The sequence below is a fragment of the Bradyrhizobium sp. Leo78 genome, from assembly GCF_059512425.1.
The window spans coordinates 109,837-133,142 of the sequence record NZ_JCAMOT010000012.1 but is presented as its reverse complement, the minus strand read 5'-3'; the positions used below and the strand labels follow the sequence as shown (position 1 = coordinate 133,142).

Annotated in this window: 23 protein-coding genes; 11 read left to right on the top strand and 12 right to left on the bottom strand. The window is 63.7% G+C overall.

Features of this window, described 5'->3' with window-relative positions:
• Nucleotides 1–3: 3 nt before the first annotated feature.
• On the bottom strand, nt 4–657 hold the full coding sequence (locus AC5ZG1_RS17945) for a response regulator (protein ID WP_496133634.1): 654 nt from the start codon (nt 655–657) through the stop codon (nt 4–6).
• Nucleotides 657–2,027: a sensor histidine kinase gene (locus AC5ZG1_RS17940; RefSeq protein ID WP_496133633.1), complete on the bottom strand. Its 1,371-nt coding sequence runs from the start codon at nt 2,025–2,027 to the stop codon at nt 657–659. Before AC5ZG1_RS17940 ends, AC5ZG1_RS17945 begins: the two co-directional genes overlap by 1 nt.
• 205 nt (nt 2,028–2,232) lie before the next feature.
• Between AC5ZG1_RS17940 and AC5ZG1_RS17935 the strand changes: the two genes are divergently transcribed.
• The 7 genes from AC5ZG1_RS17935 to AC5ZG1_RS17905 all read left to right on the top strand — a co-directional run bounded on the left by AC5ZG1_RS17935 (nt 2,233) and on the right by AC5ZG1_RS17905 (nt 8,841).
• Nucleotides 2,233–2,994 (top strand): MotA/TolQ/ExbB proton channel family protein, encoded by a 762-nt coding sequence (locus AC5ZG1_RS17935; RefSeq protein ID WP_463327612.1) that lies wholly within the window; start codon nt 2,233–2,235, stop codon nt 2,992–2,994.
• Nucleotides 2,984–3,655, top strand: coding sequence for a hypothetical protein (locus tag AC5ZG1_RS17930; protein WP_130226234.1), 672 nt, complete (start codon nt 2,984–2,986; stop codon nt 3,653–3,655). The genes AC5ZG1_RS17935 and AC5ZG1_RS17930 overlap by 11 nt, the downstream gene beginning before the upstream one ends.
• Entirely contained in the window at nt 3,652–4,260 is a 609-nt protein-coding gene (locus AC5ZG1_RS17925; RefSeq protein ID WP_496133632.1) for a hypothetical protein, read from the top strand. The genes AC5ZG1_RS17930 and AC5ZG1_RS17925 overlap by 4 nt, the downstream gene beginning before the upstream one ends.
• Before the next feature lie 7 nt (nt 4,261–4,267).
• The gene (locus tag AC5ZG1_RS17920; RefSeq protein WP_496133631.1) at nt 4,268–5,515 is read left to right on the top strand and encodes an ABC transporter substrate-binding protein; all 1,248 of its coding nucleotides are present in this window, start codon (nt 4,268–4,270) and stop codon (nt 5,513–5,515) included.
• A gap of 471 nt (nt 5,516–5,986) precedes the next feature.
• Entirely contained in the window at nt 5,987–6,583 is a 597-nt protein-coding gene (locus AC5ZG1_RS17915; protein ID WP_028166406.1) for a TetR/AcrR family transcriptional regulator, read from the top strand.
• Nucleotides 6,584–6,696: 113 nt separating this feature from the next.
• Nucleotides 6,697–7,437, top strand: a complete 741-nt coding sequence (locus AC5ZG1_RS17910; protein WP_456644444.1) for a metallophosphoesterase family protein — start codon at nt 6,697–6,699, stop codon at nt 7,435–7,437.
• A gap of 3 nt (nt 7,438–7,440) precedes the next feature.
• The gene (locus AC5ZG1_RS17905; protein WP_496133630.1) at nt 7,441–8,841 is read left to right on the top strand and encodes a serine/threonine protein kinase; all 1,401 of its coding nucleotides are present in this window, start codon (nt 7,441–7,443) and stop codon (nt 8,839–8,841) included.
• On the opposite strand, the gene rpe is transcribed toward AC5ZG1_RS17905, so the two are convergent.
• Nucleotides 8,838–9,539, bottom strand: coding sequence for a ribulose-phosphate 3-epimerase (gene rpe, locus AC5ZG1_RS17900; protein WP_456644442.1), 702 nt, complete (start codon nt 9,537–9,539; stop codon nt 8,838–8,840). The two genes, AC5ZG1_RS17905 and rpe, sit on opposite strands and share 4 nt — an antisense overlap.
• A gap of 254 nt (nt 9,540–9,793) precedes the next feature.
• On the opposite strand from rpe, the gene AC5ZG1_RS17895 reads away from it, so the two are divergent.
• On the top strand, nt 9,794–10,576 hold the full coding sequence (locus tag AC5ZG1_RS17895; protein WP_496133629.1) for an EF-hand domain-containing protein: 783 nt from the start codon (nt 9,794–9,796) through the stop codon (nt 10,574–10,576).
• A gap of 10 nt (nt 10,577–10,586) precedes the next feature.
• On the opposite strand, the gene AC5ZG1_RS17890 is transcribed toward AC5ZG1_RS17895, so the two are convergent.
• The 3 genes from AC5ZG1_RS17890 to AC5ZG1_RS17880 are packed head-to-tail and all read right to left on the bottom strand — an operon-like array spanning nt 10,587 to nt 14,636.
• Nucleotides 10,587–10,793, bottom strand: a complete 207-nt coding sequence (locus AC5ZG1_RS17890; RefSeq protein ID WP_456644440.1) for a KTSC domain-containing protein — start codon at nt 10,791–10,793, stop codon at nt 10,587–10,589.
• A 54-nt stretch (nt 10,794–10,847) separates the two neighbouring features.
• Nucleotides 10,848–11,843: a P1 family peptidase gene (locus AC5ZG1_RS17885; RefSeq protein WP_496133628.1), complete on the bottom strand. Its 996-nt coding sequence runs from the start codon at nt 11,841–11,843 to the stop codon at nt 10,848–10,850.
• Nucleotides 11,844–11,897: 54 nt separating this feature from the next.
• Entirely contained in the window at nt 11,898–14,636 is a 2,739-nt protein-coding gene (locus AC5ZG1_RS17880) for a PAS domain S-box protein (RefSeq protein ID WP_496133668.1), read from the bottom strand.
• Between the two features lie 406 nt (nt 14,637–15,042).
• Between AC5ZG1_RS17880 and AC5ZG1_RS17875 the strand changes: the two genes are divergently transcribed.
• Nucleotides 15,043–15,432, top strand: coding sequence for a response regulator (locus AC5ZG1_RS17875; protein WP_496133627.1), 390 nt, complete (start codon nt 15,043–15,045; stop codon nt 15,430–15,432).
• A gap of 874 nt (nt 15,433–16,306) precedes the next feature.
• Here the strand turns inward: AC5ZG1_RS17875 and AC5ZG1_RS17870 are convergent.
• From AC5ZG1_RS17870 to AC5ZG1_RS17850, 5 genes are all read right to left on the bottom strand, one after another.
• Nucleotides 16,307–17,425 (bottom strand): branched-chain amino acid ABC transporter substrate-binding protein, encoded by a 1,119-nt coding sequence (locus tag AC5ZG1_RS17870; protein WP_496133626.1) that lies wholly within the window; start codon nt 17,423–17,425, stop codon nt 16,307–16,309.
• 160 nt (nt 17,426–17,585) lie between these two features.
• Nucleotides 17,586–18,326 (bottom strand): ABC transporter ATP-binding protein, encoded by a 741-nt coding sequence (locus AC5ZG1_RS17865; protein ID WP_130231725.1) that lies wholly within the window; start codon nt 18,324–18,326, stop codon nt 17,586–17,588.
• A 214-nt stretch (nt 18,327–18,540) separates the two neighbouring features.
• Nucleotides 18,541–19,374, bottom strand: coding sequence for an ABC transporter ATP-binding protein (locus tag AC5ZG1_RS17860; RefSeq protein WP_496113939.1), 834 nt, complete (start codon nt 19,372–19,374; stop codon nt 18,541–18,543).
• Nucleotides 19,371–20,696, bottom strand: a complete 1,326-nt coding sequence (gene livM / locus AC5ZG1_RS17855; RefSeq protein ID WP_130229673.1) for a high-affinity branched-chain amino acid ABC transporter permease LivM — start codon at nt 20,694–20,696, stop codon at nt 19,371–19,373. Before livM ends, AC5ZG1_RS17860 begins: the two co-directional genes overlap by 4 nt.
• Nucleotides 20,697–20,707: 11 nt before the next feature.
• Nucleotides 20,708–21,625 carry an ABC transporter permease subunit gene (locus AC5ZG1_RS17850; RefSeq protein WP_028166346.1) on the bottom strand — a complete coding sequence of 306 codons (918 nt, stop codon included), beginning with the start codon at nt 21,623–21,625 and terminating at the stop codon, nt 20,708–20,710.
• 268 nt (nt 21,626–21,893) lie between these two features.
• On the opposite strand from AC5ZG1_RS17850, the gene AC5ZG1_RS17845 reads away from it, so the two are divergent.
• Both AC5ZG1_RS17845 and AC5ZG1_RS17840 read left to right on the top strand, forming a co-directional pair.
• Nucleotides 21,894–22,055 (top strand): hypothetical protein, encoded by a 162-nt coding sequence (locus tag AC5ZG1_RS17845; protein ID WP_165435551.1) that lies wholly within the window; start codon nt 21,894–21,896, stop codon nt 22,053–22,055.
• A 191-nt stretch (nt 22,056–22,246) separates the two neighbouring features.
• Nucleotides 22,247–22,774 (top strand): hypothetical protein, encoded by a 528-nt coding sequence (locus tag AC5ZG1_RS17840; protein WP_496133625.1) that lies wholly within the window; start codon nt 22,247–22,249, stop codon nt 22,772–22,774.
• Here AC5ZG1_RS17840 and AC5ZG1_RS17835 read toward each other — a convergent pair.
• Nucleotides 22,754–23,146 (bottom strand): carboxymuconolactone decarboxylase family protein, encoded by a 393-nt coding sequence (locus tag AC5ZG1_RS17835; protein WP_456644434.1) that lies wholly within the window; start codon nt 23,144–23,146, stop codon nt 22,754–22,756. The genes AC5ZG1_RS17840 and AC5ZG1_RS17835 overlap by 21 nt on opposite strands.
• Between the last annotated feature and the right edge of the window lie 160 nt (nt 23,147–23,306).

The window sequence follows — 23,306 nt, the reverse complement described above, 5'->3', positions numbered from 1 at the left end:
CGGCTACAGGCTGGTCAACCCACACTCGACGGCGAGGCGGACGAGCTGCGCGTCGGTCCGCATGCCGGTCTTGGTCTTGATCAGGTAGTGATAGTTCTGAACCGTCTTCATGCTGAGATTGAGGTTCGCGGCGATCTGCTCGGTGGTCGCGCCGGCAGCCAATTGCCGCAGGATCTCGATCTCCCGTTCTCCCAATTGGTCAAGGACCGATCCTGACGGGGTCAGGCTTTCCATCGCCAGGACATGGGCGACGTCGTCGCTCATTGCATGTTCGCCACGCGCCACCGAGCGGATCGCCGCGATCAGCACGGTCGGTTCATTGCTCTTGGTGACATAGCCGCTTGCCCCGGCGCCGAAGGCGGCTTTCACCAGCGCCGCCTCGCTGTGCATGCTGAAGACGAGAACGCGCGCACCAGCGCTGCGCTGGCGGATGTTCCTGATAGCTTCAAGCCCGCTGGCACCCGGCATCGAGATGTCCATGACCACGACATCAGGGGCGTGGCTCTTGTATGCGCGGTAAGCGTCGGCTGCGTTGTCGGCTTCGGCGACCACCCTGAAGTCGCCTTGGTGCTCCAGAACGCGTCGGTAGCCTTGCCGGACCACGGGATGATCGTCGACAAGCAGGATCGAAATGCCACTGGTCTGCGACGCCGGCATCAGGCAGCAAGCGGGATGGTGGCGGCAACGCTCAGACCGCGCCTTGCGTGCGCGATCGACAGCGAGCCGCCGAGAGCGGTTACGCGCTCGCGTATTCCGGTCAGGCCGAAGCCGGCGGACTGCGCCACCTTGGCGGCATCGCCGCCGCCGTCGTCCTCGACACGGACCAGCAGCGCATTTTCCAGCCCCGTCCGCCGCTCGATCCGGAGCACGATCTCGCGCGCCGCACTGTGGCGCAACGAGTTGGTCAGGCATTCCTGAGCCACACGATAGGCGGTCGCGGCGACGGCGCCTCGCACGTCGGCGAAATCGCCTTTGAGGTCGAGCTGGATCATCGGCTGCGTCGCGTTCTGCGATCGCCAACTATCAACCAGGTTGATGAGGCTCGCCTCCAGCCCGAGTTCCTCGGCGGGCGGGTGGCGCAGGCGGTTCAGGGTGCCGCGCAGGCATGCCATGATGTGCAGCGTGGCCTTCGAGATCATCCGCGCATCCTGCGCGACGTCGCCTCGGTCCTGCTCCTGCGCGCTGGCCGCTTCGATCGTGTTGGCGAAGGCCAGGATCGCTGTGAGGTTTTGCCCGAATTCGTCGTGCAGTTCGCGCGCCAGCGCCCGTCGCTCGTCGCTGCGGATCTCAAGCAGCCGGCGGGTCAGGACGGCCCGTTCTTCCGTGGCCTGCGCGAGGCGATCTCCGAGCTCGCCGACGGCTTGCCCGATCATGGCAAGTTCCATCGATCGGAAGCGCGGAAGCGACGTTCGATAATGGCCATTCGCCATGCGCTGCAGTGCGGTAACGATCAACTGCGCCGGGGCCAGCGCATGCGCAATCGCGAGCGAGGCAAGCAGGGCGATAGCCACAGCCATCAGCAGCGCGACGTGGACGTTATCGAGGATGTGCTGCCAGGCGAGGGATATCGCGGCGTCGGGATCGGCGACGGCCGTAACTGTGCCCGCAGTGGTCGAGCGCGCACTGATCGGCCGGGCGACCGCGGCGTGGTCGCCAAGGAATGTCTCTACGGCAGCTGCGAACCAATGCGGTGGAGATGCGCCGAGCCCTTTGCTCTGGCCGCACAGCGGATTCTCGAACTCGCCCTTCGGCTCAAACTGGACGCAGACTCCAGGCGAAATCAGGCTCATCGTCTGGGTGGTGCGCCATTCCGGTACCGGCAAAAGGTGTTCGCGTGTCCTGTTGCCGCGCAACAGCAATTCGCGCCAGTAGAGCGCTTCCAGCGCTTGCGAGACCCGTTCGGCGGATGCAGCCGTGGCGCGGTCGACACTGTGGTAGGCGTCGATCGTTGCCCAAACGGTTGCGCCTCCCAGACACAAGATGACGATGACGAGCAGACGGGCGACGAGCTGGAGCACGAGGCGCATGCGATCACTCCGCGGCTTCTGGATGAATCTAACAGCACCGCTATTCGGGGCCAATTGCAAGATGGCAGGTGAGGCGAAGCTCGGGAAATTTTCCCAACGAAGCGCGGGCATATGTCTTTGGACGCAACCTGTCGCCTCGGATTAACAAAAGCCGGGGAGCGTTTGCGGGCAGTCTCTCTTGGCCGCCCTCAGGGAGCAAAGCTGCATGAGTGCCACCGTTGGCGCCGAGCCTGTCTTGCCCGGCAAGGACAATTCAGAGCGAAGCGTCCTGTTGTTATGGATGATCTTCACGGGGCTTTCGATCTTCGCCGCCATGCTGCTGTGGCGATACGGGTTGCTCCATCTCATGGTGACCTCGGACCGCACCTATATTTCAAGCCTGATCGCCGTTCTCTACGTCATCACCTGCTTTCATTGCTTCTGGCGGACGCGAGCGATTGCGCGTGAAGGCGAAGCGGCCAGACGCTGCCGGGCGATCCTGTCCACTCCCGGCGCTGCGAGGAAGCTCGACGAGAATGCGGGCGCTCTGCCTGGCGGGCTCGTCAGCGATCACATCCGCAACCTGGTGAAGAAGGCCGCGGCGCAGGCGAGCGGCCGCATCGATCAGACGCTGCTGCTCAGGTCGCTGGCGGACCGGTTGCGCGGCTCCAACGCCTTCGGTGCGTTCGTTTCCGATACGCTGATGAAGCTTGGACTGCTCGGAACCATCATCGGCTTCATCATCATGCTGGCGCCGATCGCAACCCTCGACGCGGCCGACAAGGTCGCGATGCGATCGTCGATGGGCCTGATGAGCGATGGCATGGCGGTGGCCATGTACACGACGCTGGCCGGCCTGATCGGATCGATCCTCGTCAGGATTCAATACTACATGCTCGATGCCGCCACCCAGCGGGTGTTCTCCGATGCCGTCATGTTGACCGAGACGCACGTCACCCCGGCCTTGGAACACCATCATGATGGATGAGTTCGGCCTTTATCCACGGGAAGAACAGTTCGATCCGCTCGGCGTGATGCTGTTCAAGGCGCTGCAGGTCGTCGCCTTCCTGTTTTTCCTCGCGTTGCTTGCGGTTTCACCGGAGTCGAAGGAGGGGAAGATCGACTCCAAGGCCGAATTCATCATCACGATGGACTGGCCCGACAATCATCCCGATGATTTCGATCTGTTCGTGCAGGATCCCGCAGGCAACATCGCCTGGTATCGCCGCCGCGAAGCCGGCTTCCTCACGCTCGACCGCGATGACCGCGGCGGTGCCAACGATTTCATCATCGTCAACGGCAAGAAGATTCCGTCGCCGATCCGAGAAGAGATCGTCACCGTGCGCGGCATTATCCCCGGCGAATACACCGTGAATGTTTCGCATTTCCAGGCGACGACCGGGCAGCCGGTTCCAGTCAGCGTGAAGGTGCAGAAGCTCAATCCGACCGCCCAAGTGATCTTCGACAACAAGTTGACGCTCGATCACACCGGCGACGAGAAAACCGCGCTGCGCTTCTGGGTCGATGCGGAAGGCAAGGTGGTCGACGTGCAGCAGCGGCAGAAATCATTGATGGAGACGTTCCGCAACGTGCGCGCAAACGGCGCGGACCTCGATCCGAAGACAGGCGTCAGGATGTCTCGCCCGTGAACAACCTCCAGTCAGTCATCCTCACGCTCTCGGTCAGCTACGCTCTGATCAGCGCGCTGTTGCTCGTCATCCTGGTCTATGGACGCTTGCGTTGGTCGGCTAAGGCGGTCGCTGTGGTCGTGACCAGTGCGTTCTACATTGCGAGTTTCATGGGCGTCCGCGGCCTCTTGGGCTGGGCCAGCGTCGACAGGCTGCCGGCCTCGTTCAAGCTGCTGCAGGCGCGCATTGTGGAGCCGCACTCGCTGGAGGGCGACCCGGGCTCGATCTATCTCTGGGTCGAGACCCTCGACGAAGACAACCGGCCGAGCGGCATCCCCCGAGCCTACCGCATCCCCTACAGCGACTCGCTGGCGCAGAAGACCGATAAGGCCATCACCGAGATTGCCGCCGGCCGTCCCCAGGGCGGGCGGGCCGCGGATTTCGGGACCGGCGAGGGCGGCCTGATCGCGGCGGCCAGGGAATACATCACCCCGAGCGCCGTGATCGAGACGTCGGGGGGCGATCCCTCGACCGGCGGGGCCCTGATGGCGGCCCCAGGACCCGGCGAGGCCGTCTCATTTACCCCGCTGCTGCCACCGCGAATGCCTCCGAAGGACGAGCAATAGGGCGACCATGCATGCGCTGAGCGAGCGGATGGTCCGTCGCACTGACAACAAAATGACCGCGCTCAGGGCAGCGCTGATTGGAGTCCTATTACTCTGTGGAAGCGTGCCGCATGCGCGAAGCGGCCCCTACGATCCGGGAGCGAGTGATATTGAGATCAGGATCGGCCAGACGATGCCCTACAGCGGTCCAGTTTCCGCCTCCTCTATCATTGGCAAGGTGCAAGACGCTTACTTCCGTATGATCAACGATCGGGGCGGCATCAATGGACGCAAGATCAGGCTGATCTCTTATGACGATGCGGCGATGCCTTCGAAGACAGTTGAGCAGGTACGGAGGTTGGTTGAAGGCGACGAGGTGCTGTTCACGTTTCAGACGTTGGGCAACGCTTCCAATATTGCCGTTCAAAAGTATCTCAACGATCGCAAGGTCCCGCAGCTTTTCGTAGCCGGACGCGCAAAGCGGTTCGAGGATCCGACCAATTTTCCCTGGACGATGGGCTTCGCGCCTAACCTGCGGACAGAGATCAGTGTCTATGCGCGGTTCATCCTTGAGAACTATCCTGCAGCGAAAGTTGGCTTGCTCTATCAGAATGATGAGAGCGGGAAGGATTACTTGAGCGGCCTGAAGGAGGCCTTCGGCGCAAGAGCAAGTGAACTCCTCGTCGGTGAAGCCCCTTACGATGTCTCAGACGCGACGGTGGACTCGCAGATCGTGCGACTGAAAGCTGCTGGCGTCGACTTGTTGGTGAACATGGCGGCTCCCAAGTTCGCTGCGCAAACCATCAGAAGAATGGCCGAATTGGGTTGGACTCCTGTTCACCTGCTGGGAGTCGGCTCCTCGTCGATCGACGCCGTACTGGTTCCTGCCGGAATCAACCATGCCAAGGGGGCAATCTCAGCGAGTTCGTTCAAGGAGACGAGCGATCCCACCTGGCAGAACGACGAGGGCCTGAGTCGATGGACCGCATTCATGGACACCTATTTTCCGGGCGGTGACCGCAAAAGCATTTTTACGACCTATGGCTACAGCGCGGCCGAACTGCTGGTGGAGGTATTGAAGCGGTGCGGTGACGATCTTTCGCGCGAAAACGTCATGCGCCAAGCCACCAGCCTGCGCGACGTGACGCTCGACCTGCTGCTGCCTGGGCTCTCCATCAACACCAGCGCGAGCGACTATCGGGTGATCAAGGAGTTCCGGATGATGCGCTTCACCGGAGAGCGATGGGAGCCCTTCGGGCCGTTGGTCAGCGAGTAGGTAAGCGGGGCGGGCTTTCCGGCGGCGCGCCTGACGGATCGCTCCGCTGTGGGCGGCGGGCGGGAGGTCGAAGGCGCCAAGGGCCGGGCGCCGGTCTATCACAAGTTATTGAATGACAGATATTGAAATCTGTCAGTCAGAGATGCTATATCCGCTTCCGGACGCCAGATGGGGCGCCCCGTGGTTTGCGGCCGCGAAATGCCTGATCCGGAAGAGTTGAGTACCGGGTTCGGGTCAAAGAGCCGGCCACGGACTTGCCGGAGACTACGATGATGACGATCGAGATTTTGCATTTGACCGAACAGATCCAGCGCTGGCTCAATCAGCAGGTGGCTCGCCACTTGGCCGCCCAGGCGGAAAAATTGGCCCGCTAACTGGAATTAGGACTGCCTTAACGACCGGCCAGGCCGTTTTGTAATGCGCCTGACCGCCGGAGTGGAAAAGCCCAAGAGCTGGGGATAGGGTAAAGCCATGAACGAAGCAGTCGTCTTGACCCCTGAACGTATCCTGGAGGTCACCGAGGACGTCCTGCGTCGCTATGGGCTCGCCAAGGCGACAGTGGTGGATGTTGCCCGTGCGCTCGATGTGAGCCACGGCAGTGTCTACCGGCACTTTCCGAGCAAGGCTTCGCTGCGCGAAGCCGTGGCAAAACGCTGGCTCGATCGGGCCAAGGTCCCGCTGCAGGAGATCGCAGCGAGTGCCGGCCCAGCGCAGGCCCGGCTCGATCGGTGGCTGCGCACCCTGTTCGCAACCAAGCAGGCCAGGTTCGCCGACGACCCCGAGATGTTCCGCACCTATCTGACGCTGGCGCGCGAGGCTTGTGTTGTGGTCAAGGGCCACAAGGAATGCTTGACCGATCAGATCGCGCATATCCTGTCCGACGGCGTCGAGGAGGGCGTGTTCGAGGTCGATGATCTCAAGGCGACCGCCCGCGCGATTTTCGAGGCGACGAGAAGCCTTCATCACCCGGCCCATGCCGACGAATGGGCCGATCCGGATCTGCAGGAGCGCACCGACGCCTTGCTGGCGCTGCTGTTCCGCGGGCTCGAGGCCTGTCCTAAGCACTAGCTCGTAATTCGCGATCGATCCCCCCGATCCATTTGCGGGCACCGAGTTGCCCGTGTTTGATATCCATCAAGACAGATGTGATTGGGCCCGCCAGGATTGGCTGGGAGGATGATGTGCGTCTCGCGTTGTTTGCGGATATTCACGGCAATCGGCAGGCATTTGACGCCTGCCTTGAGGCTGCGCGTGCGCAAGGCGCAGAGAAATTCGTCCTGCTCGGCGACTTCGTTGGCTATGGGGCCGACCCCGAATGGATCGTCGATACCGTCATGGCGCTGGTCGAGGACGGCGCGATCGCGGTTCGCGGCAACCATGACACCGCCATCGGTATCGACAACGACGCGATGAACGCCGAAGCCCAGGCGGTGGTCGAGTGGACCCGCGGCAAGCTCAGCGCGGCGCAACGGCGTTTCCTTACCGAACTGCCGCTGATGCAGCAGGAGGACGACCGCCTCTACGTCCATTCTGAAGCGTCCAACCCGACCAGGTGGCGCTACGTGCGCGACGCGTCGGACGCTGCGCGCAGCATGATGGCTGCGGAGGCTCCAATCACCTTTTGCGGTCATATCCACCGTCCAGCGCTCTATTCGATGTCGTCGACGGCGAAGATGACCAGCTTTGTCCCGACCACGGGCGTAGCCGTGCAGCTCTTGGCCGGCCGGCGCTGGCTTGCGGTGCTTGGCTCCGTCGGCCAGCCCCGCGACGGCATTCCCGCAGCCGCCTTCGCCATGTTCGACACCGAGAGGCGGGAGGTCACCTATTGTCGTGCCCCCTATGATATCGATTCGGCAGCCGCCCGGATCCGCGACAATGGCCTGCCGGGCTGGCTTGCCGATCGCCTGTTGGTCGGCCGATAGCAAATGGCGAAAATTCTCATGCAGCCGGGCACGGTCATCGATGGCTTCACCGTCGGCGAGTGCGTGCACCGCGGCGGCATGGCGACGCTGTGGAGCGTCACCCATCCGGGCATCAACGTGCCGCTCCTGATGAAGGTGCCGCGAGTCTCGGAAGGCGAGGACCCCGCCGCCATCGTCAGCTTCGAGATGGAGCAGATGATCCTGCCGCGATTGTCCGGGCCGCATGTGCCGACCTGCTTCGGCACCGGCGATTTCGCGCGCCAGGCGTATGCCGTGCTCGAGCGCATCCCGGGCCGGACCCTCTACAAGCGGCTCGACGATCTGCCGATCGCTTACGAGGAGGCGAGGGCGCTCGGGATCAAGATCGCTGCTGCGCTGTCGGCGCTGCATCGGCAGAACGTCATCCATCACGACATCAAGCCGAGCAGCATCATGTTCCGCGAGAGCGGCGAGGCTGTGCTGATCGATTTTGGCCTGTCGCATCACGAACATCTGCCCGATCTGCTGCAGGAGGAATTTCGCCTGCCTTACGGCACCGCGCCCTATATGGCGCCGGAGCGCCTGCTTGGGGTGCGCGACGATCCGCGCAGCGATTTGTTTTCGCTCGGCGTGCTGCTGTATTTCTTCACCACCGGGGTGCGGCCGTTCGGCGAGAGCGAGACGCTGCGCGGCATGCGCCGGCGGCTGTGGCGCGATCCCTATCCACCGCGCAAGCTCAAACCCGACTATCCGCCCTGGCTGCAGGAGATCGTCCTGCGATGCCTGGAGATCGGGCCCGCCTGGCGCTATCCGACCGCCTCGCAACTCGCCTTCGATCTCAGCAATCCCGACCAGGTCAAGCTGACAGCGCGTGCGGAGCGGCGTGATCGCGATCCATTCGCGACGGTGATGCGCCGCCGCTTCAACCGCGGGGCATGGCAGCCGCAGCCGAAGTCCGACGTTGCCGTGCAACTGGCGTCGAGCCCGATCCTGGTGGTTGCGATCGATACGACGGAAACCTCGGGCCCGCTGAACGATGCCTTGCGCGTCACCACGCAGCGGATACTCGGGACCTTGCCGCAGGCCCGTCTCGCATGCGTCAACGTGCTCAAGCTTGGCCTCGTCACCATCGATCGGACGCTGGATGAGAAGGGCAGCAACAAGCATGTCGACCGCCTAGTCGCGTTGCGCCACTGGGCGTCCTCGCTGAAGCTCGACGAGAACCGGCTGTCGGTGCATGTGCTGGAGGCGATCGATCCCGCGGCGGCAATCCTGGAATTCGCGCAAGCCAATCAGGTCGATCACATCGTGATCGGCGCGCGGCGGGATTCCATGCTGCGGACGCTGCTCGGCAGCGTCTCGGCGAAGGTGGCGGCGGAGGCGCCTTGCACGGTGACCGTGGTGCGCCCGCCACGCTCGGGCTAGATCGCTTCGCCGCGCGCCAGCGCCGCCGCGTTGCGGATCGCGGAGATGTTGGCCTTGTATGCCTCCATCGTGCCGCCCTTGAACACGGCGGAGCCGGCGACGAACGCATTGGCGCCGGCCGCTGCCAGTTCCCCTGATACATCGGGCGCGACGCCGCCATCGACCTCGATGTCGATCGGCCGGCCGGCGGTCATCGCCCTGACGTCGCTGACCTTGCCGAGCGAGCCGCGGATGAAGGCCTGGCCGCCAAATCCCGGATTGACCGACATCACCAGCACTAAGTCGATGAGGTCGAGCACATGCTCGATCGCGCTGACGGGCGTTGCCGGATTGATCGAGACGCCAGCCTTCTTGCCCAGCGCGCGGATCGCCTGCAGCGAACGATGCAGATGCGGGCCGGCCTCGGCATGCACCGTGATGTGGTCGCAGCCGGCCTTCGCGAACGCCTCGAGATAGGGATCGCAGGGCGAGATCATCAGATGCGCGTCGAAGATCTTCTTGGTGTGCGGGCGCATCGCCTTGATGACGTCGGGGCCGTAGGAAATGTTCGGCACGAAATGCCCGTCCATGACGTCGAGATGGATCCAGTCGGCGCCGGCCTGGTCGACGGCGCGGACTTCTTCGCCGAGTTTGGAGAAATCCGAGGCCAGGATCGACGGCGCGATCACCAGCGGACGTGGCGTGAAGGGCTGGGACATGGACGCTCTCCAAGGCATCTCTGTAGCGGGCAGGATGGTTCCGCCTAACATGCATGCTGGTGCCGGGCAATGCACAGGAGGGAAATCGCGGGCAGGAAAAAATTGCCGCAGCGGCAGCAATTGCCGGCTGCGGCGAACACGTTTGTTTGCGTGAAACGCCGATTCCAAAGGGCTTTTCGCCATGGCACGGCGCTTGCTCGTAGCCATGCAGGTGTTGGGCCGCCGCTCACGCGGCATTGCCGGAGTTCCCTCTCATGCTGTTCGCCCTTGGCGCTGCCTCGTCGGCCATCGATCTCTTGAAGTCGTTGACGTCGTCGAAGACGTCGCAGGCAAAGCCCACCGGCCAGACTCAGGACGCCGGCAACATCTTCGATATTTCCGCCGCCACGACGACGCCGACGGGCGCGGCCCCGAGTTCCGGATCGGCCGGCAGCAGCTCTGCGCCGATCGCTCCTGAGACGATGAGCGCGCTGCTCGATGCGCAGAGCCAGGCGTCGACCGGTACGGCTGCCTCGACTAAGAGTCCCTCGGAGGCGCTGAAGGATTTGTTCGGGCAGATCGATGGCGACGGCGACGGCAAGATCACGAAATCCGAATTCGACAATGCGCTCGGCGCTGGCGGGACCAATCTGGCGAAGGCCGATGACGTGTTCTCCAAGCTGGACAAGGATGGCGACGGCAATGTCACGCTGGACGAGATGTCCTCGGCTTTGAAGGGCGGGTCCGGCCATCGCTCGCATGCTCATCGTCACTCCGGCGGCGGTGGCGGCGGTGCCGATGCGCTGATGCAGGCGCTTGATGGCACCAGCACTTCGATTGCCAACAGCGATGGATCGGTCACGACCACCACGACCTATGCCGACGGATCGAAAATAACGGCGACCTCTGCTGCGAGCCCGTCTGCCGCGCGGGCTGCCACCTCGTCCTACAATTTCGTCGACCAGTTGGGGCAGCGGCACGCCGTCGACCAACTGGTGCAGCTGCAGGCCAAGCCGATCTCGGCGCAGGCCTGGGCCTCCCTCTCGGTCAATGCGTGACAGATCGCGTTTAAGCCAATTGCTTGAGTTCGCGGTAACGGTAGCGATCACGTATCTCGTGGTTGAAGAACTGGCCCTTTGAGAATGCCTTGCCGAACGCCTCGGCCACATCGGGCGGAACGTCCTCATAGATGTAGCGGCGACCAGTAACGAAGACGACCAACAGCTCGCGTCTTTCGGCGTCGTAGCGGAAGAAGCGAATGACTGTGGATGGCATTGCGGCACCCGAGCTGGAACCCGCAGCCTCAACGCACGTCGCTGAACTAAGTTGCTAGCCAAAGCGATCCTGCCAGCTCGGCAGCGCATCGCGGAAGGGCAGCGCGGTCGCCGCATAGACGCCGCGCGCGATGGCGCGGGCCACAGTGTTGGCGGCGTGCATGCCGAGTTCGGTGAGGCCGAACAAAGGATCGATCGGCTTCTCGCCGGTCGCCGCGGCAAACACCACGTCGCCGTCGAGCGGCGCATGCACCGGATAGATCGCCCGCGCCATGCCGGTCTGCGCGATCATCGCCAGCCGCTTGGCCTGCGTTTTCGTCAGCGTAGCATCGGTGACGACCACGACCAGCGTGGTGTTCTCGCCGGATGTCGCCGCCGGTCCGCCCTTCAGCCGCGCCTTCAGCATATCAGGCGTGAACGAGGCCGGCAAACCGCGTCCGCCGAATTCCCCGTCGACCTCGAACGGTGCCGCCCAGAACCACGGGCCATCGCCGACCGTGACGGCGCCGACCGCATTGACGACGGCAAGCGCGGCAACCGTCACGCCGTCATCGGTCCGCGCCGATGCCGAACCTAGTCCGCCCTTCAGGTTGGAGGTGGTCGCGCCCGTGCCGGCGCCGACGCTGCCGAGCCGGAAATCGCTCCCGGCTGCGGCCGCCGCGGCATAGGCGAGATCGCGATAGGGCGGGAACCGTCCCCACGCCTTGTTGCCGCCGTTCAAGAGATCGAAGCAGATCGCACCGGGCACGATCGGGATCACGGCGTCGCGGATCCGCAAGCCGCGGCCTTGCTCGGCCAGCCAGGCCTGCACGCCGCCGGCAGCATCGAGGCCGAGGGCCGAGCCGCCGGACAGCGCGATCGCGTCCACCGCATCGACGGTATTGTGCGGCTGCAGCAGCGCGTCGTCGCGCGTGCCCGGGCCACCGCCGCGCACGTCGATCGACGCCACGGCGGGCTTGTCAAAGATGATCGCTGTGACGCCGGAGGCGATCGAAGCGTCGTCGGCATGGCCGACGCGGACGCCTGCGATGTCGGTGAGGAGATTTTTCAAAGCGCGCTTCCTCTTGTCGTCTTGTTGATCGATATAGCAACCGAACCGAATGCATCAACTGCCGAGCGCGAGCCGGATCATCTTGGCAAGCTCGGACTTGCGATAGGGCTTCGCCAGCAGCAGCACGCCGGAATCGAGCCGCCCGTGATGGACGATCGCGTTCTCTGTGTAGCCCGACGTGTACAGTGTCTTGAGCCCAGGCCGCCGCTTCAGCGCCTCGTCGACGAGCTGACGTCCGTTCATGGCGCCCGGCATGATGACGTCGGTGAACAGGAGGTCGATCGGCGCGCCGGTATCGATGATCTTGAGCGCCTCGGCGGCATTCGCCGCCTCGAGCGTGGAGTAGCCGAGGCTTGTGATCTGGGTCACGACATATTTGCGCACCAGCGCGTCGTCCTCGACCACCAGGATGGCTTCGTGTCCGCCCCGGAGATCGGTGGTCTGCTGCGCTTCCGCGATAGTCTGGGCGAGGCCGGTCGCGCGCGGCAGATACATCTTGACCGAGGTGCCATGGCGTTCCTCGCTGTAGATCTTGATGTGCCCGCCCGACTGCTTGACGAAGCCGAACACCATGGAAAGCCCAAGCCCGGTGCCCTTGCCGACTTCCTTGGTGGTGAAGAAGGGATCGAATACTTTTTCCAAGAGATGGGCCGGAATGCCGCCGCCGCCGTCGCTGACGGCGACCAAGACGTAATGGCCGACCGCGACCTCGCTGTGCATGCCGGCATAGCCCTCGTCGAGATAGACGTTGCGGCTTTCGAGCGCCAGCTTGCCGCCGCGGGGCATGGCATCGCGTGCATTCAGTGCGAGATTGAGGATTGCCGCGGTGAGCTGGTTCGGATCGACCATTGCCGTCCAGGCGTCGTCGGCCAGCATTGGCGTGATCTCGATATGCTCGCCGAGCGTCGGGCGCAGCAGCTTCGCCGCCTCCAGGATCAGCGCGTTGATATCGACATCGACCGGCTGCAGCGGCTGCTTGCGGGCGAAGGCGAGCAGGTGCCTGGTCAGGTTGGCGCCGCGCTCGGCGGCTTCGTCGATCAGCCGGGCGATGGCGACGAGGTCGGGCCGGTCGGAGACCGCTTCTTCCAGGATGCCGATGGTGCCGGTGATGACGGTCAGAATGTTGTTGAAGTCATGGGCGACGCCGCCGGTGAGCTGGCCTACCGCGTCCATCTTCTGCACCTGCCGGATCTGCGCCTCAGCGGCCTGCTTCTCGGTGAGGTCGCGGCCGATGAAGAAGTAGCGCTTGACCGGCTCCGAATAGGTTGCGGACCAGTTGAGTGATACCACTTCGCCGTCTTTGCGGATCAGGCGCGTCTCGAAGTTGCGCTTGCTCTGGCCGCGCCGCGCAGCGCGCATTTCGTTGCGGGTGTTTTCGAGATCATCCGGATGAACGAACTCGACCGCGGAACGTCCGACCATCTCGGCGGGATCGTAGCCGGCAATGGTCCTGGCGCTCGGGCTGACCTGGACGAAATGGCCCTGCTTGTCCGTTATCGAGAGGAAGTCCTGCGATGCTTCGAAGATATGCTGCCGCTCCTCGAGCTCCCGGCTCAGCGCCTCCCGCGTCCGCCTGCTTTCGGTGATGTCGTGTGCGATCTTGGAGGCGCCGATGATCTCGCCCGTCGCCGACAATAGCGGCGAGACGCTGAGCGAGACGTCGATCGGTTTGCCGCTCTTGTGCAGCCGCTGCGTTTCATATTGCGCCAGCTTTTCGCCGCTGCGGATCCGCTTGAGAATGTCGTTGACCTCGCCGCGATTGTCGGGCGGCACGATGAGGTCGATGTGCTGGCCGACCGCCACGGCTGCCGGATAGCCGAACAGGCGCTCGGCGGCCGGATTCCAGGCGGTAATGGTGCCGTCGAGCGACTTGGTGATGATGGCGTCATTCGAGGATTCCACGACCGCGCTGAACAGCCGCTCGCGCTCGGCGTGGTAGTCGCGTTCAGTGGCGGCCTGGCGACGAACTACGCCCAACAGCCGCGACATCTGCGCCTGCAGCGCGACGTTATCGATCAACAGCACCGCGAGCACGAAGCTGGCGGCGCATAAGGCGTAGATGCGTGCGGCGTAGAAACCGAGATCGAATCTCGCGACGTTGAGCATCGCCGACAGCGCGATGTCGAACAGCCAGGCGCACAGCACGACCATGAGCCAGATGTCGATGACGGAATGCGGCTTCCGGAACCATAGCGCAGCAAGCGCGGCGGCGCAGAAGAACAGCACCGTCGAGACCACGCCGAGCATGACCGGCGTGTAGTGACCGCCGCTCAAAAGGACTGGGAGGTGGTCGTGCTGGGCGGTGACGATCCAGGTAAACAGCGCCTTCGCGACGACGACTGCCGCAACGCTGCCCATGATCGCCGACATCGTCGAGCCGCGAATCCGGGCGCCGTCGTTTCCTTTCAAAACCGCGTAGCCGAGCACCGTCAGCGGGAAGAAGCCGTGCCAGACCATGTAGAGCCAGACCGTGGTCTGCGAACCGGCGCCGAACAGGCCCGCCGGCGCAAACAGGCCCGGAAAGGTCAGCGCGTGGGTGACCGCGGCCGCGGCGGTGAAAAGATACCCGCTCGCGAGCAGCAGCAGTGCCCGCCAGCGCAGGATGGCGAACTGCGAAAACAGCAGCACCGCGGTGATGAGATCGTTGATCGCCAGCGCGGACTGGTAGCTCGCCACGAAGGCCGGTACCGGCGTCAGTGGCATCCCGGCGAATGGTATCGCGATCACGAACAGCACGGCCGAGACGACGACCACCGCCAGCGCTACGTTGCGGTCGCCGCGCGAGGCCGGCATGGTCGAAAGGAAGAAGCTGCGATCGTTACCCTTGAGCACTGATGGTCTCCTGGAAGGCGGTATCGAACGCAAGACAGTCGATCACGTCAAATCCGCGCGCGGGCTGTCCACACAAAGTGGAATATCCGGCCCCTCTCTCCGTACCGGCGGAAAGGGAAGGCTGTGTCCGCTGATTTGGGGAACGTCGAAATGAAAGTCCCATAAACCCGCTACGCATCGCTTTGGCGCAAAACGAATTGCTCGAAATCGATCCAAGGTTATCTGCTACCGGCAGGGAATTGAACCGGGCGCCCGTATCCAATTGAGGTAACCACCTCTTTACTGACAGGATAGATAATTCGCCTGATCACCTACTGCATAGCGTTTTCCACGACTAGGCTTCCCGCAGCCGGTCCCGGGGGTTTTCATGGCCCGTGTTCTTGTTGTCGACGACCAATCCGACGTGCGCGCGATGATCGCAATTGTGCTGCGCGTCAATCGTTTCGAGATTGTCGAGGCGGCGTCCGCCGCGGAGGGGATCAAGGCGTTCGAAACGGCGAAATTCGATCTTGCGATCATCGATATCTTCCTGCAGGGCAAGAGCGGTCTCGACCTCATGTCGATGATGCGCGACCGCCAGCCGGATTTCCCCATCGTCGCGATCTCCGGCATGACGGCGCTGGATTTCGTCGCTGAAGCGCCAGACCTGTCGAACGTGGTCTGCCTGCAGAAGCCGTTCCGTCCGAACGACCTGATGCGCGCCATCGAGAACGCGCGGCAGGCGGTTGTCCCCGTTGCGGTGCGCGCGGCGGTTTGATCGGACGACTTCCCAAATTTCAAACAGCGGACCCGTAGGATGAGTAGAGCGAAGCGAAACCCATCGCGATGGAGCAAGCGGTGCGATGATGGGTTTCGCTTCGCTCTACCCATCCTACGTCTGATTCAAACAGCGGATATGAGTTCGCGTTCTCGCGGCATGATGTGCCCGAGCTATGCGTCTGGTTTCACCCTCTCGAAACACAGAGGGCGCAGGGAAAGCCGGGTGCTGGTTGCACCCATGGGTCCCGTGCAACAAAAAGCACGGGGGTAGGACCACAGGTTCAACCGAAGCATTCCGGCTTTCCCTGCGCGATGGTGTTACGGTTTCCTTCGTGCTCTCCCCGGTGACCGGGCTCTTTTGCCACCGTCACTTCACAAGAAGCTTAGCGCCAGCGTCGGGGCGCCAGGACCACACGACTTCGCCGTCCGCGTTACGCGCGCTCGTCAGTCGCACGCATCGCGTCCACCGCATCTCACCGCAACGTTCGTGACGATCGCGACCCGCCCCTCATCTGGGTGAGACGTGCGGAGTTAAATCACTGATTTGCCCGACGGGTTAAGCGATTTATTTTTCGCTGATAGTCTGGACAGACTTTTAGGTGATTTGCCCGTCGGGTTGATTTGTCGCACCCAAGGCATCCACATCATCATTGTGAGCGGAGCGAAGCAATCCATAGCGCCGCAAGCGGAAGAGTGGATTGCTTCGCTCCGCTCGCAATGACGGGGCTGTCATTCCGGGGCGATGCGGAGCGTCGAGCTATGATGTGCAATTGCACATCAGAGAATCCATTTCGCCGCTTGCGCCTGTGGCCCAATGGATTCCGGGTTCGTCCTTCGGACGCCCCGGAATGACGGCGGTGATGTGGATACGCCTACGACCCCTTCGGATTGACTTCGGCGTAGTTGCCCTTGGCGTCCCACTTGTAGACGACGTAGTCGATGGCCTTGATGTCGCCCTTGGCGTCGAAGGCCATCTTGCCGAGCACGGTGTCCCACTCGCCGGCCTTGATCGCGTCCATCACCTTCTTCGGATCAGTGGAGCCGACCTTGGCGACCGCCTGTGACCACACCTGCATCGCGGCGTAGGTGTAGAGTGTGTAGCCTTCGGGATCGATGTTCTTGGCCCTGAACTTCTCGACGATGGCTTTCGCGGTCGGCTTGTTGCGCGGATCGGGACCGAAGGTGAACAGCGTGCCTTCGGCGGCGGGGCCGGTGATCGAGGCGAACTCCTTGTCGTTCATGGCATCGCCCGCCATCAGCACCGTCTGCAGGCCCTGGTCGCGCATCTGGCGCAGGATCAGGCCGGCCTCCTGGTGATAGCCGCCGACATAGACGAGATCGATATTGTCGCGTTTGAGCCGCGAGACGATGGAGTTAAAATCCTTGTCGCCCTTGTTGTAGGACTCGAACATCTTCTCCTGGAAGCCGGCCTTGTTCAGCGCCTTCTTGGTCTCGTCCGCGAGGCCCTTGCCGTAGGTCGTCTTGTCGTTGAGGATCGCGACGTTCTTACCCTTGAAATTCTTCAGGATGTACTCGGCGGCGACCAGGCCCTGCTGGTCGTCGCGGCCGCAGACGCGCGCGACGTTCCAGAGCTTCCGTTCGGTGAACAGCGGGTTGGTCGAGGCCGGCGTGATCTGCAGCGTGTTGCCGTCGGCATAGGCTTCCGATGCCGGGATCGACGACGACGAGCAGAAGTGACCGGCGACGAAGGGGATCCGCGCGCTGGAGAGTTTTTCCGCGACCGAGCGCGCCTGCTTGGGATCGCAAGCATCGTCGCCGACCTCGAGCTTGAGCTTCTTGCCGAGCACGCCGCCCGCGGCATTGAGATCGGAAACCGCCTGTTCGGCACCGTTCTTCATCTGCCGGCCGAAAGCGGATTCGGAGCCCGTCATCGGGCCCGCCACTGCGATGGTGATATCCTGCGCGAATGCGCTCGCCGACAGTGCGAGCGATGCGCCGAGTGCAAGGCCAATCAGCTTGAGTGATTTCATGTGGAGTCCCCGTGGTCATCGCTTAAGGGAAGCATCCGGCGCGCCGCCGGATACGAAACCGACGGCATTGTCGACTGAATTTGCCGTGAAGTCATCGGCATTTTTCAGGCAAATGCACGCTCCCTTCGCAGCATCTTGCCGCAGGAAGGGTGCCGATCAGCTAGCCCCGCCGTCCGCCTTCCAGATAGGCAGCGCGGATCTCCGGCCGCTGCAACAGCTCGCTGCCGGTTCCAGACAGCGTGATCAAGCCGTTGACCATGACGTAGCCGCGATGGGCAAGTTTCAGTGCGTGGTTGGCGTTCTGCTCGACGATCAGGACGGTCAGGCCATCCTGGCGGTTCAGGGTGCGGATCGCGTCGAAGATCTGGCGTGCGATCAGCGGCGCGAGGCCGAGCGAAGGCTCATCCAGCATCAACAGGCGCGGGCGGCTCATCAGCGCGCGGCCGATCGCCAGCATCTGCTGCTCGCCGCCGGAGAGCGTGCCGCCACGCTGGTTAACGCGTTCCTTGAGCCGGGGGAACAGCGTGAACACGCGTTCCAGCACGGCCGCGCGTTCCGCTTCGCTGCACTCGGTGACGTCAGCGCCCATCTGCAGGTTTTCCGCGACGCTCATGCGCGGAAAGATCCGGCGTCCCTCGGGCGACTGCGCGATCCTAAGCCGCGCGATCTCGTGCGTCGGCACGCCGGTGATGTCATCACCGTCGAACTCGATCGCCCCGGCGCGGGCGCGCGGCTTGCCGAAGATCGTCATCATCAGCGTCGACTTGCCGGCACCGTTGGCCCCGATCAGCGCGACGATCTCGCCGGCATTGATCTCGAGATCGACGCCCTTGAGGGCTTCGATCTTGCCGTAGGCCGCGCGCAGTCCGCGGATGGCGAGGAGGGGAGAGGTTGAGGTCATAGGGCAACCTCGCAGCCGTCATGGCCGCGCTTGTCCCGGCCATCCACGCGCTTTCTCCGGCCTGTCGTCATTGCGAGCGAAGCGAAGCAATCCATCCCTCCGCGCGCCGCGGCATGGATTGCTTCGTCGCTTTCGCTCCTCGCAATGACGGAGGGCCGTCGGAACGTGGATGCCGGGGACGAGCCCGGGCATGACGGGGATAGAGCGTGGGCGATCACGTGCCGCTCTCCATGACGGCGATGGCTTCTTCCTCGTCGGCGCCGAGATAGGCGGCGATCACCTTGGGATCGTCGCGAACGGATTGTGGCGTGCCTTCGGCGATCTTGACGCCGTAATCCATCACCACGACGTGGTCGGAAATCTCCATCACCACGGACATGTCGTGCTCGATCAAGAGGATCGAGGTGCCCTGTTCGGTGCGGATCGAGAGCAAGAGCTCGCTGAGCGCGGCGCTCTCGCGCGCGTTCAGGCCGGCGGCGGGCTCGTCGAGGCAGAGCAGCGCGGGCTCGGTGCACATCGCGCGCGCGATCTCGAGCCGGCGCTGGTCGCCATAGGGAAGGTTGCCGGCGGCATCGTCGGCGCGGTCGAGCAGGCCGACGCGCGTCAGCCAGGTGCGCGCCAGCTCGATCGCGCGTGCTTCGGCGCTGCGCCAGGATGGCGCGCCGATCAGGCCGAGGAAGGTCAGGCCGGAGGCGCGCATCAGCGCGTTGTGCTGCGCCACCATCAGATTCTCCAGCGCCGTCATGCCGGGGAACAGGCGGATGTTCTGGAAGGTGCGCGCCACGCGCGCCTGCTTGGAGATGCGGAAATCGTTCAGACGTTCGAGCTGGATCGTCTTGCCGTCGTCATGGGTCAGCGCGATCGAGCCGCCGCTCGGCCTGTAGAAGCCGGTGATGCAGTTGAAGACGGTGGTCTTGCCGGCGCCGTTCGGGCCGATCAACGCGGTGATCTTGCGCCGTCCGGCATCGAAGGAGAGATCGTTCACGGCAACGATGCCGCCGAACCGCATCGACAGGCCATTGACGGAGAGGATGGTCTCACCGCTCATCCGTGTCCCTCCTTGACGAGGTCGGAGGAGATCGCCTGGTTGCGCTCGAGATAGACGGTCGGGGCGCGATGACCGATCAGTCCGCGCGGCCGCCAGATCATGAGCAGCACCATCGCCATCCCGAACACCAGCATGCGGTACTGGTCAAGGCCGCGGAACAGCTCGAAGCCGCCGATCATCGCCAGCGCAGCCAGCGCGACGCCGAGCTGCGAGCCCATGCCGCCGAGCACGACGATGGCGAGCACCAGCGCCGATTCCTGGAAGGTGAAGGATTCCGGGCTGATGAAGCCCTGGCGCGTCGCGAAGAACGCGCCGGCAAAGCCGCCGAACATCGCGCCGGTGGCAAAGGCCGTGAGTTTGGTCGTGGTGGTGTTGATGCCGAGCGCGCGGCAGGCGACCTCGTCCTCGCGCAGCGCCTCCCAGGCGCGGCCGATCGGCAGGCGGCGAAGGCGGATCGTGACCCAGTTGGTCAGCAGCGCCATCGCCAGGATCAAATAGAACAGGAACACGATGCGGTGCGTCGGCGAGAACTCGATGCCGAGCCGCGCCGCCAGCCCGTCCTCGCCCGGCGAGAGCGGAATGCCGAACAAGGTCGGCCGTGGGATGCCGGAGACGCCGTTCGGCCCGCCGGTCAGGCTCTGCCAGTTGATGATGACGAGGCGGATGATCTCGCCGAACGCCAGTGTCACGATCGCGAGATAGTCGCCGCGCAATCTGAGCACGGGAAAGCCGAGCAGCACGCCCCAGAACGCGGCGAGGATGCCGGCGAGCGGCAGGCAGACCCAGAACGACAGTCCGAAATTGGTGGCGAGCAGCGCGTAGGAATAGGCACCCACGGCGTAGAAGGCGACATAACCGAGATCGAGCAGGCCGGCGAGGCCGACGACCACGTTCAGTCCCCAACCGAGCATCACATAGGTGAGCACGAGGATCGCGAGATCGAGGATGTAGCGCTGATCATAGAAGATCACCGGCACCAGGAAGGTGAAGATCAGCAGCGCCGGCGCGATCAGGCGTCCGGCGAGCGACAGCGCATTTTGTACCGCCGGCGGAACGACGCGGACCTTGTCGGCGGGACCCCACCATTGCCGCAGCAGCTCGATGACGATGCTGCCGCCGAACACGGCGGCGACGATGGCGGCGAGATCGCCGAACCGCGTCCAGTAGATCAGCCCGCCTTGCGGGCCGGCCTCGGTGCGGACGCCGATCATCAACGAGAACAGCACCAGCGCGACCAAGGCACTGATGGTGGCTTTCTTGAGGATGAAGGCGGCGCCGCTCGCGCGCGACGCCGGCTTCTTCTCGAGCGCTGACGTGGTCACGCGGCCGCCCGTCAGACTTTTTCGACTTCAGGCCGGCCGAGCAGGCCGGTCGGAAGGAAGATCAGAACCACGATCAGGATGGAGAAGGCGGCGACGTCCTTGTACTCGACCGAGAAATAGGCCGACCAGAATGTCTCGATCAGCCCGATCGCCAATCCTCCCAGCATCGCGCCGGGCAGCGAGCCGATGCCGCCGAGGACCGCGGCGGTGAACGCCTTGATGCCGGCGACGAAGCCCATGAAGAAATCGACCAGGCCGTAGTAGAGCAGGTACATCATGCCGGCGACGGCGGCGAGCGCGGCGCCGATCACGAAGGTCATGGAGATGGTGCGGTCGACGTCGACGCCGAGCAGCGCCGCCATGGTCTGGTCCTGCTCGCAGGCGCGCATGTCGCGCCCGAGCCGCGTGCGCGACACCAGCCAGGTGAACAGCGCGAGCAGCACCACGGTGGCGAGCACGACGATGATCTGGATGTTGGAGAGCTGCACCACGAAGCCGCTTTCACCCTCATGCAGCGTGTAGCCGCCGGTGATGATCGGCGGCACCGGCTTCACGCGCGCGCCTTGCGCGACTTGCGAGAAATTCGTCAGCACGAAGGACATGCCGATGGCCGAGAGCATCGGCGCCAGGCGGAACGAATGCCGCAGCGGCCGGTAGGCGATACGCTCCACCGTCCAGCCATAGAGCGCGGTGATCGCCATCGACACCAGGAGCACGATGAACAGCACCAGCGGGATCGCGGTGAGGCCGAGCGAGACCAGCACCAAAAAGGAGATCAGCGCGATGAAACCGCCGATCATGAAGATGTCGCCATGGGCGAAATTGATCATGCCGACGATGCCATAGACCATGGTGTAGCCGATCGCGATCAGCCCATAGATCGAGCCGAGCACGAGGCCGTTGATGAGTTGCTGGGCGAAATAATCCATGCGCTGCCGCTTGTGAGAGAGCGACGCGGCGAGGGCTCCCGGCAGCCTTGTCCGACGCGTCGTATCATTTTCTAACAGTGGAACCCCTTGGGCGGCAACAGCGCTAGCTGCGGCATCAAGGGCTTGTACAGAGGTAGTTTTACCGGCGGTTCCCGATCCAGCATTTGCCTCACCGTGACGTGACGGTTCCCACCGAAACGGCGTCCTGGTTCCCGCGTTGGCCCGTGCCTGGTTCGAAGGGACCAGGTCCAACCAGGGAGATTTGTGAATGGCCAGTCAGAACCAGAACCCGGGTCAGCAGAATCAAAATCCGGGCCAGAAGCCCGGCCAGCAGCAGGGTGGCGGCAGCAAGCCCGGCCAGCAGCAGCAAGACCCGAACCGTCAGGGCCAGAAACCTGGCCAACCCCAGGATCCGGGTCAGGTGCGCTAGTTTCCCGTCCAAGCGAGAGCAAAAGGGAAGTCCTGCCGAAAGGCGGGACTTTCTTTTGGACGCCGTCCACAGCGGCCCGCCCCAATTAAGGTTAATAAAGGGTTTAGATTGCCGCTTCAGTTCCAACGAAGTTACCTCGCGACATACCCGCCATCGCGGCGTCGGGCGAGCGGAACAGCAGGGAGCGGCGGATGTCGACGAACTGGCGGATCAGCTCATTCAGCGGCGCGCTGCTTGCGGCCTATTTCGTCCCGGCGTGGGCGAGCATCGCCTTCCAGATCATGGCCTCGCCGGTCCGCGGTCTCTATGAACGGCCGAGCGTGTCGATCGGGTTCTTCATCAGCGATCATCTGCATCTGTCGGGCATCGCGAGCGTGCGTATCGCCTGGCTGCTGGCGCTGGTGCGGATCACCACAGTTGCCTTTTTCACGCTGTATCTGGTGCTGCTTTCGCTTCGCTCGGTGCGCGAGCGCGGCGGCGGCGACGAGACGCTCGGTATGGCGCTCGTGCTCGGCAGCGTGCTCAGCTTCGTCAGCATGCTGGCGGCGTCCGTGGCCGGCGAGGCCGAGGCGCTGCGGCTGCATGCGACCGAACTGTTGATGCTGGTCGGCATCGGCATCGTGCTGGTGGTCGAGGGCGCCCCGCCGCGGCTGGCCGAGGTGCGCGACGAGGCCGATACGAGCGTGCCGGCCGGCAAATTATCCCTTCAACAGCCCTAGCTCGGCGATAATCGCCGAGGCTTCCTTCACCGCATGGTTAGCGGCGGGGACGCCGCAATAGATCGCCTGCTGCAGCAGGATCTCCTTGATATCGTCAGGCGAAAAGCCGCCTTCGGTGAGGGCGGCACGCACATGCAGGCGGAATTCGTCCCACTGCCCGAGCGCGACCATGGTGCCGATCACCAGGACCCGCCGCGTGCGATGATCGAAATGCGGCCGCGTCCAGATATCGCCCCAGGCATAGCGCGTGATCAGGTCTTGGAAGTCGGTGTTGAAGGCGTTGCGATTGGCGATGGATTTGTCCACCCATTCATTGCCGAGCACTTTGCGGCGCTGGGTCATGCCCTCGTCGCGGCGCTTGTCATCGTCCATGATGCCTCTCCTTGCTCGGGCGTCTCTTCACCTCTCCCCGGCGGGGAGAGGTCGGTTTGCGCTGATGATGCGAAGCATCGTCAGCGCAAACCGGGTGAGGGGACTCAGGTGCCCATGAAGGACCGTAACCCCTCACCCGCGCCTTCGGCGCGACCTCTCC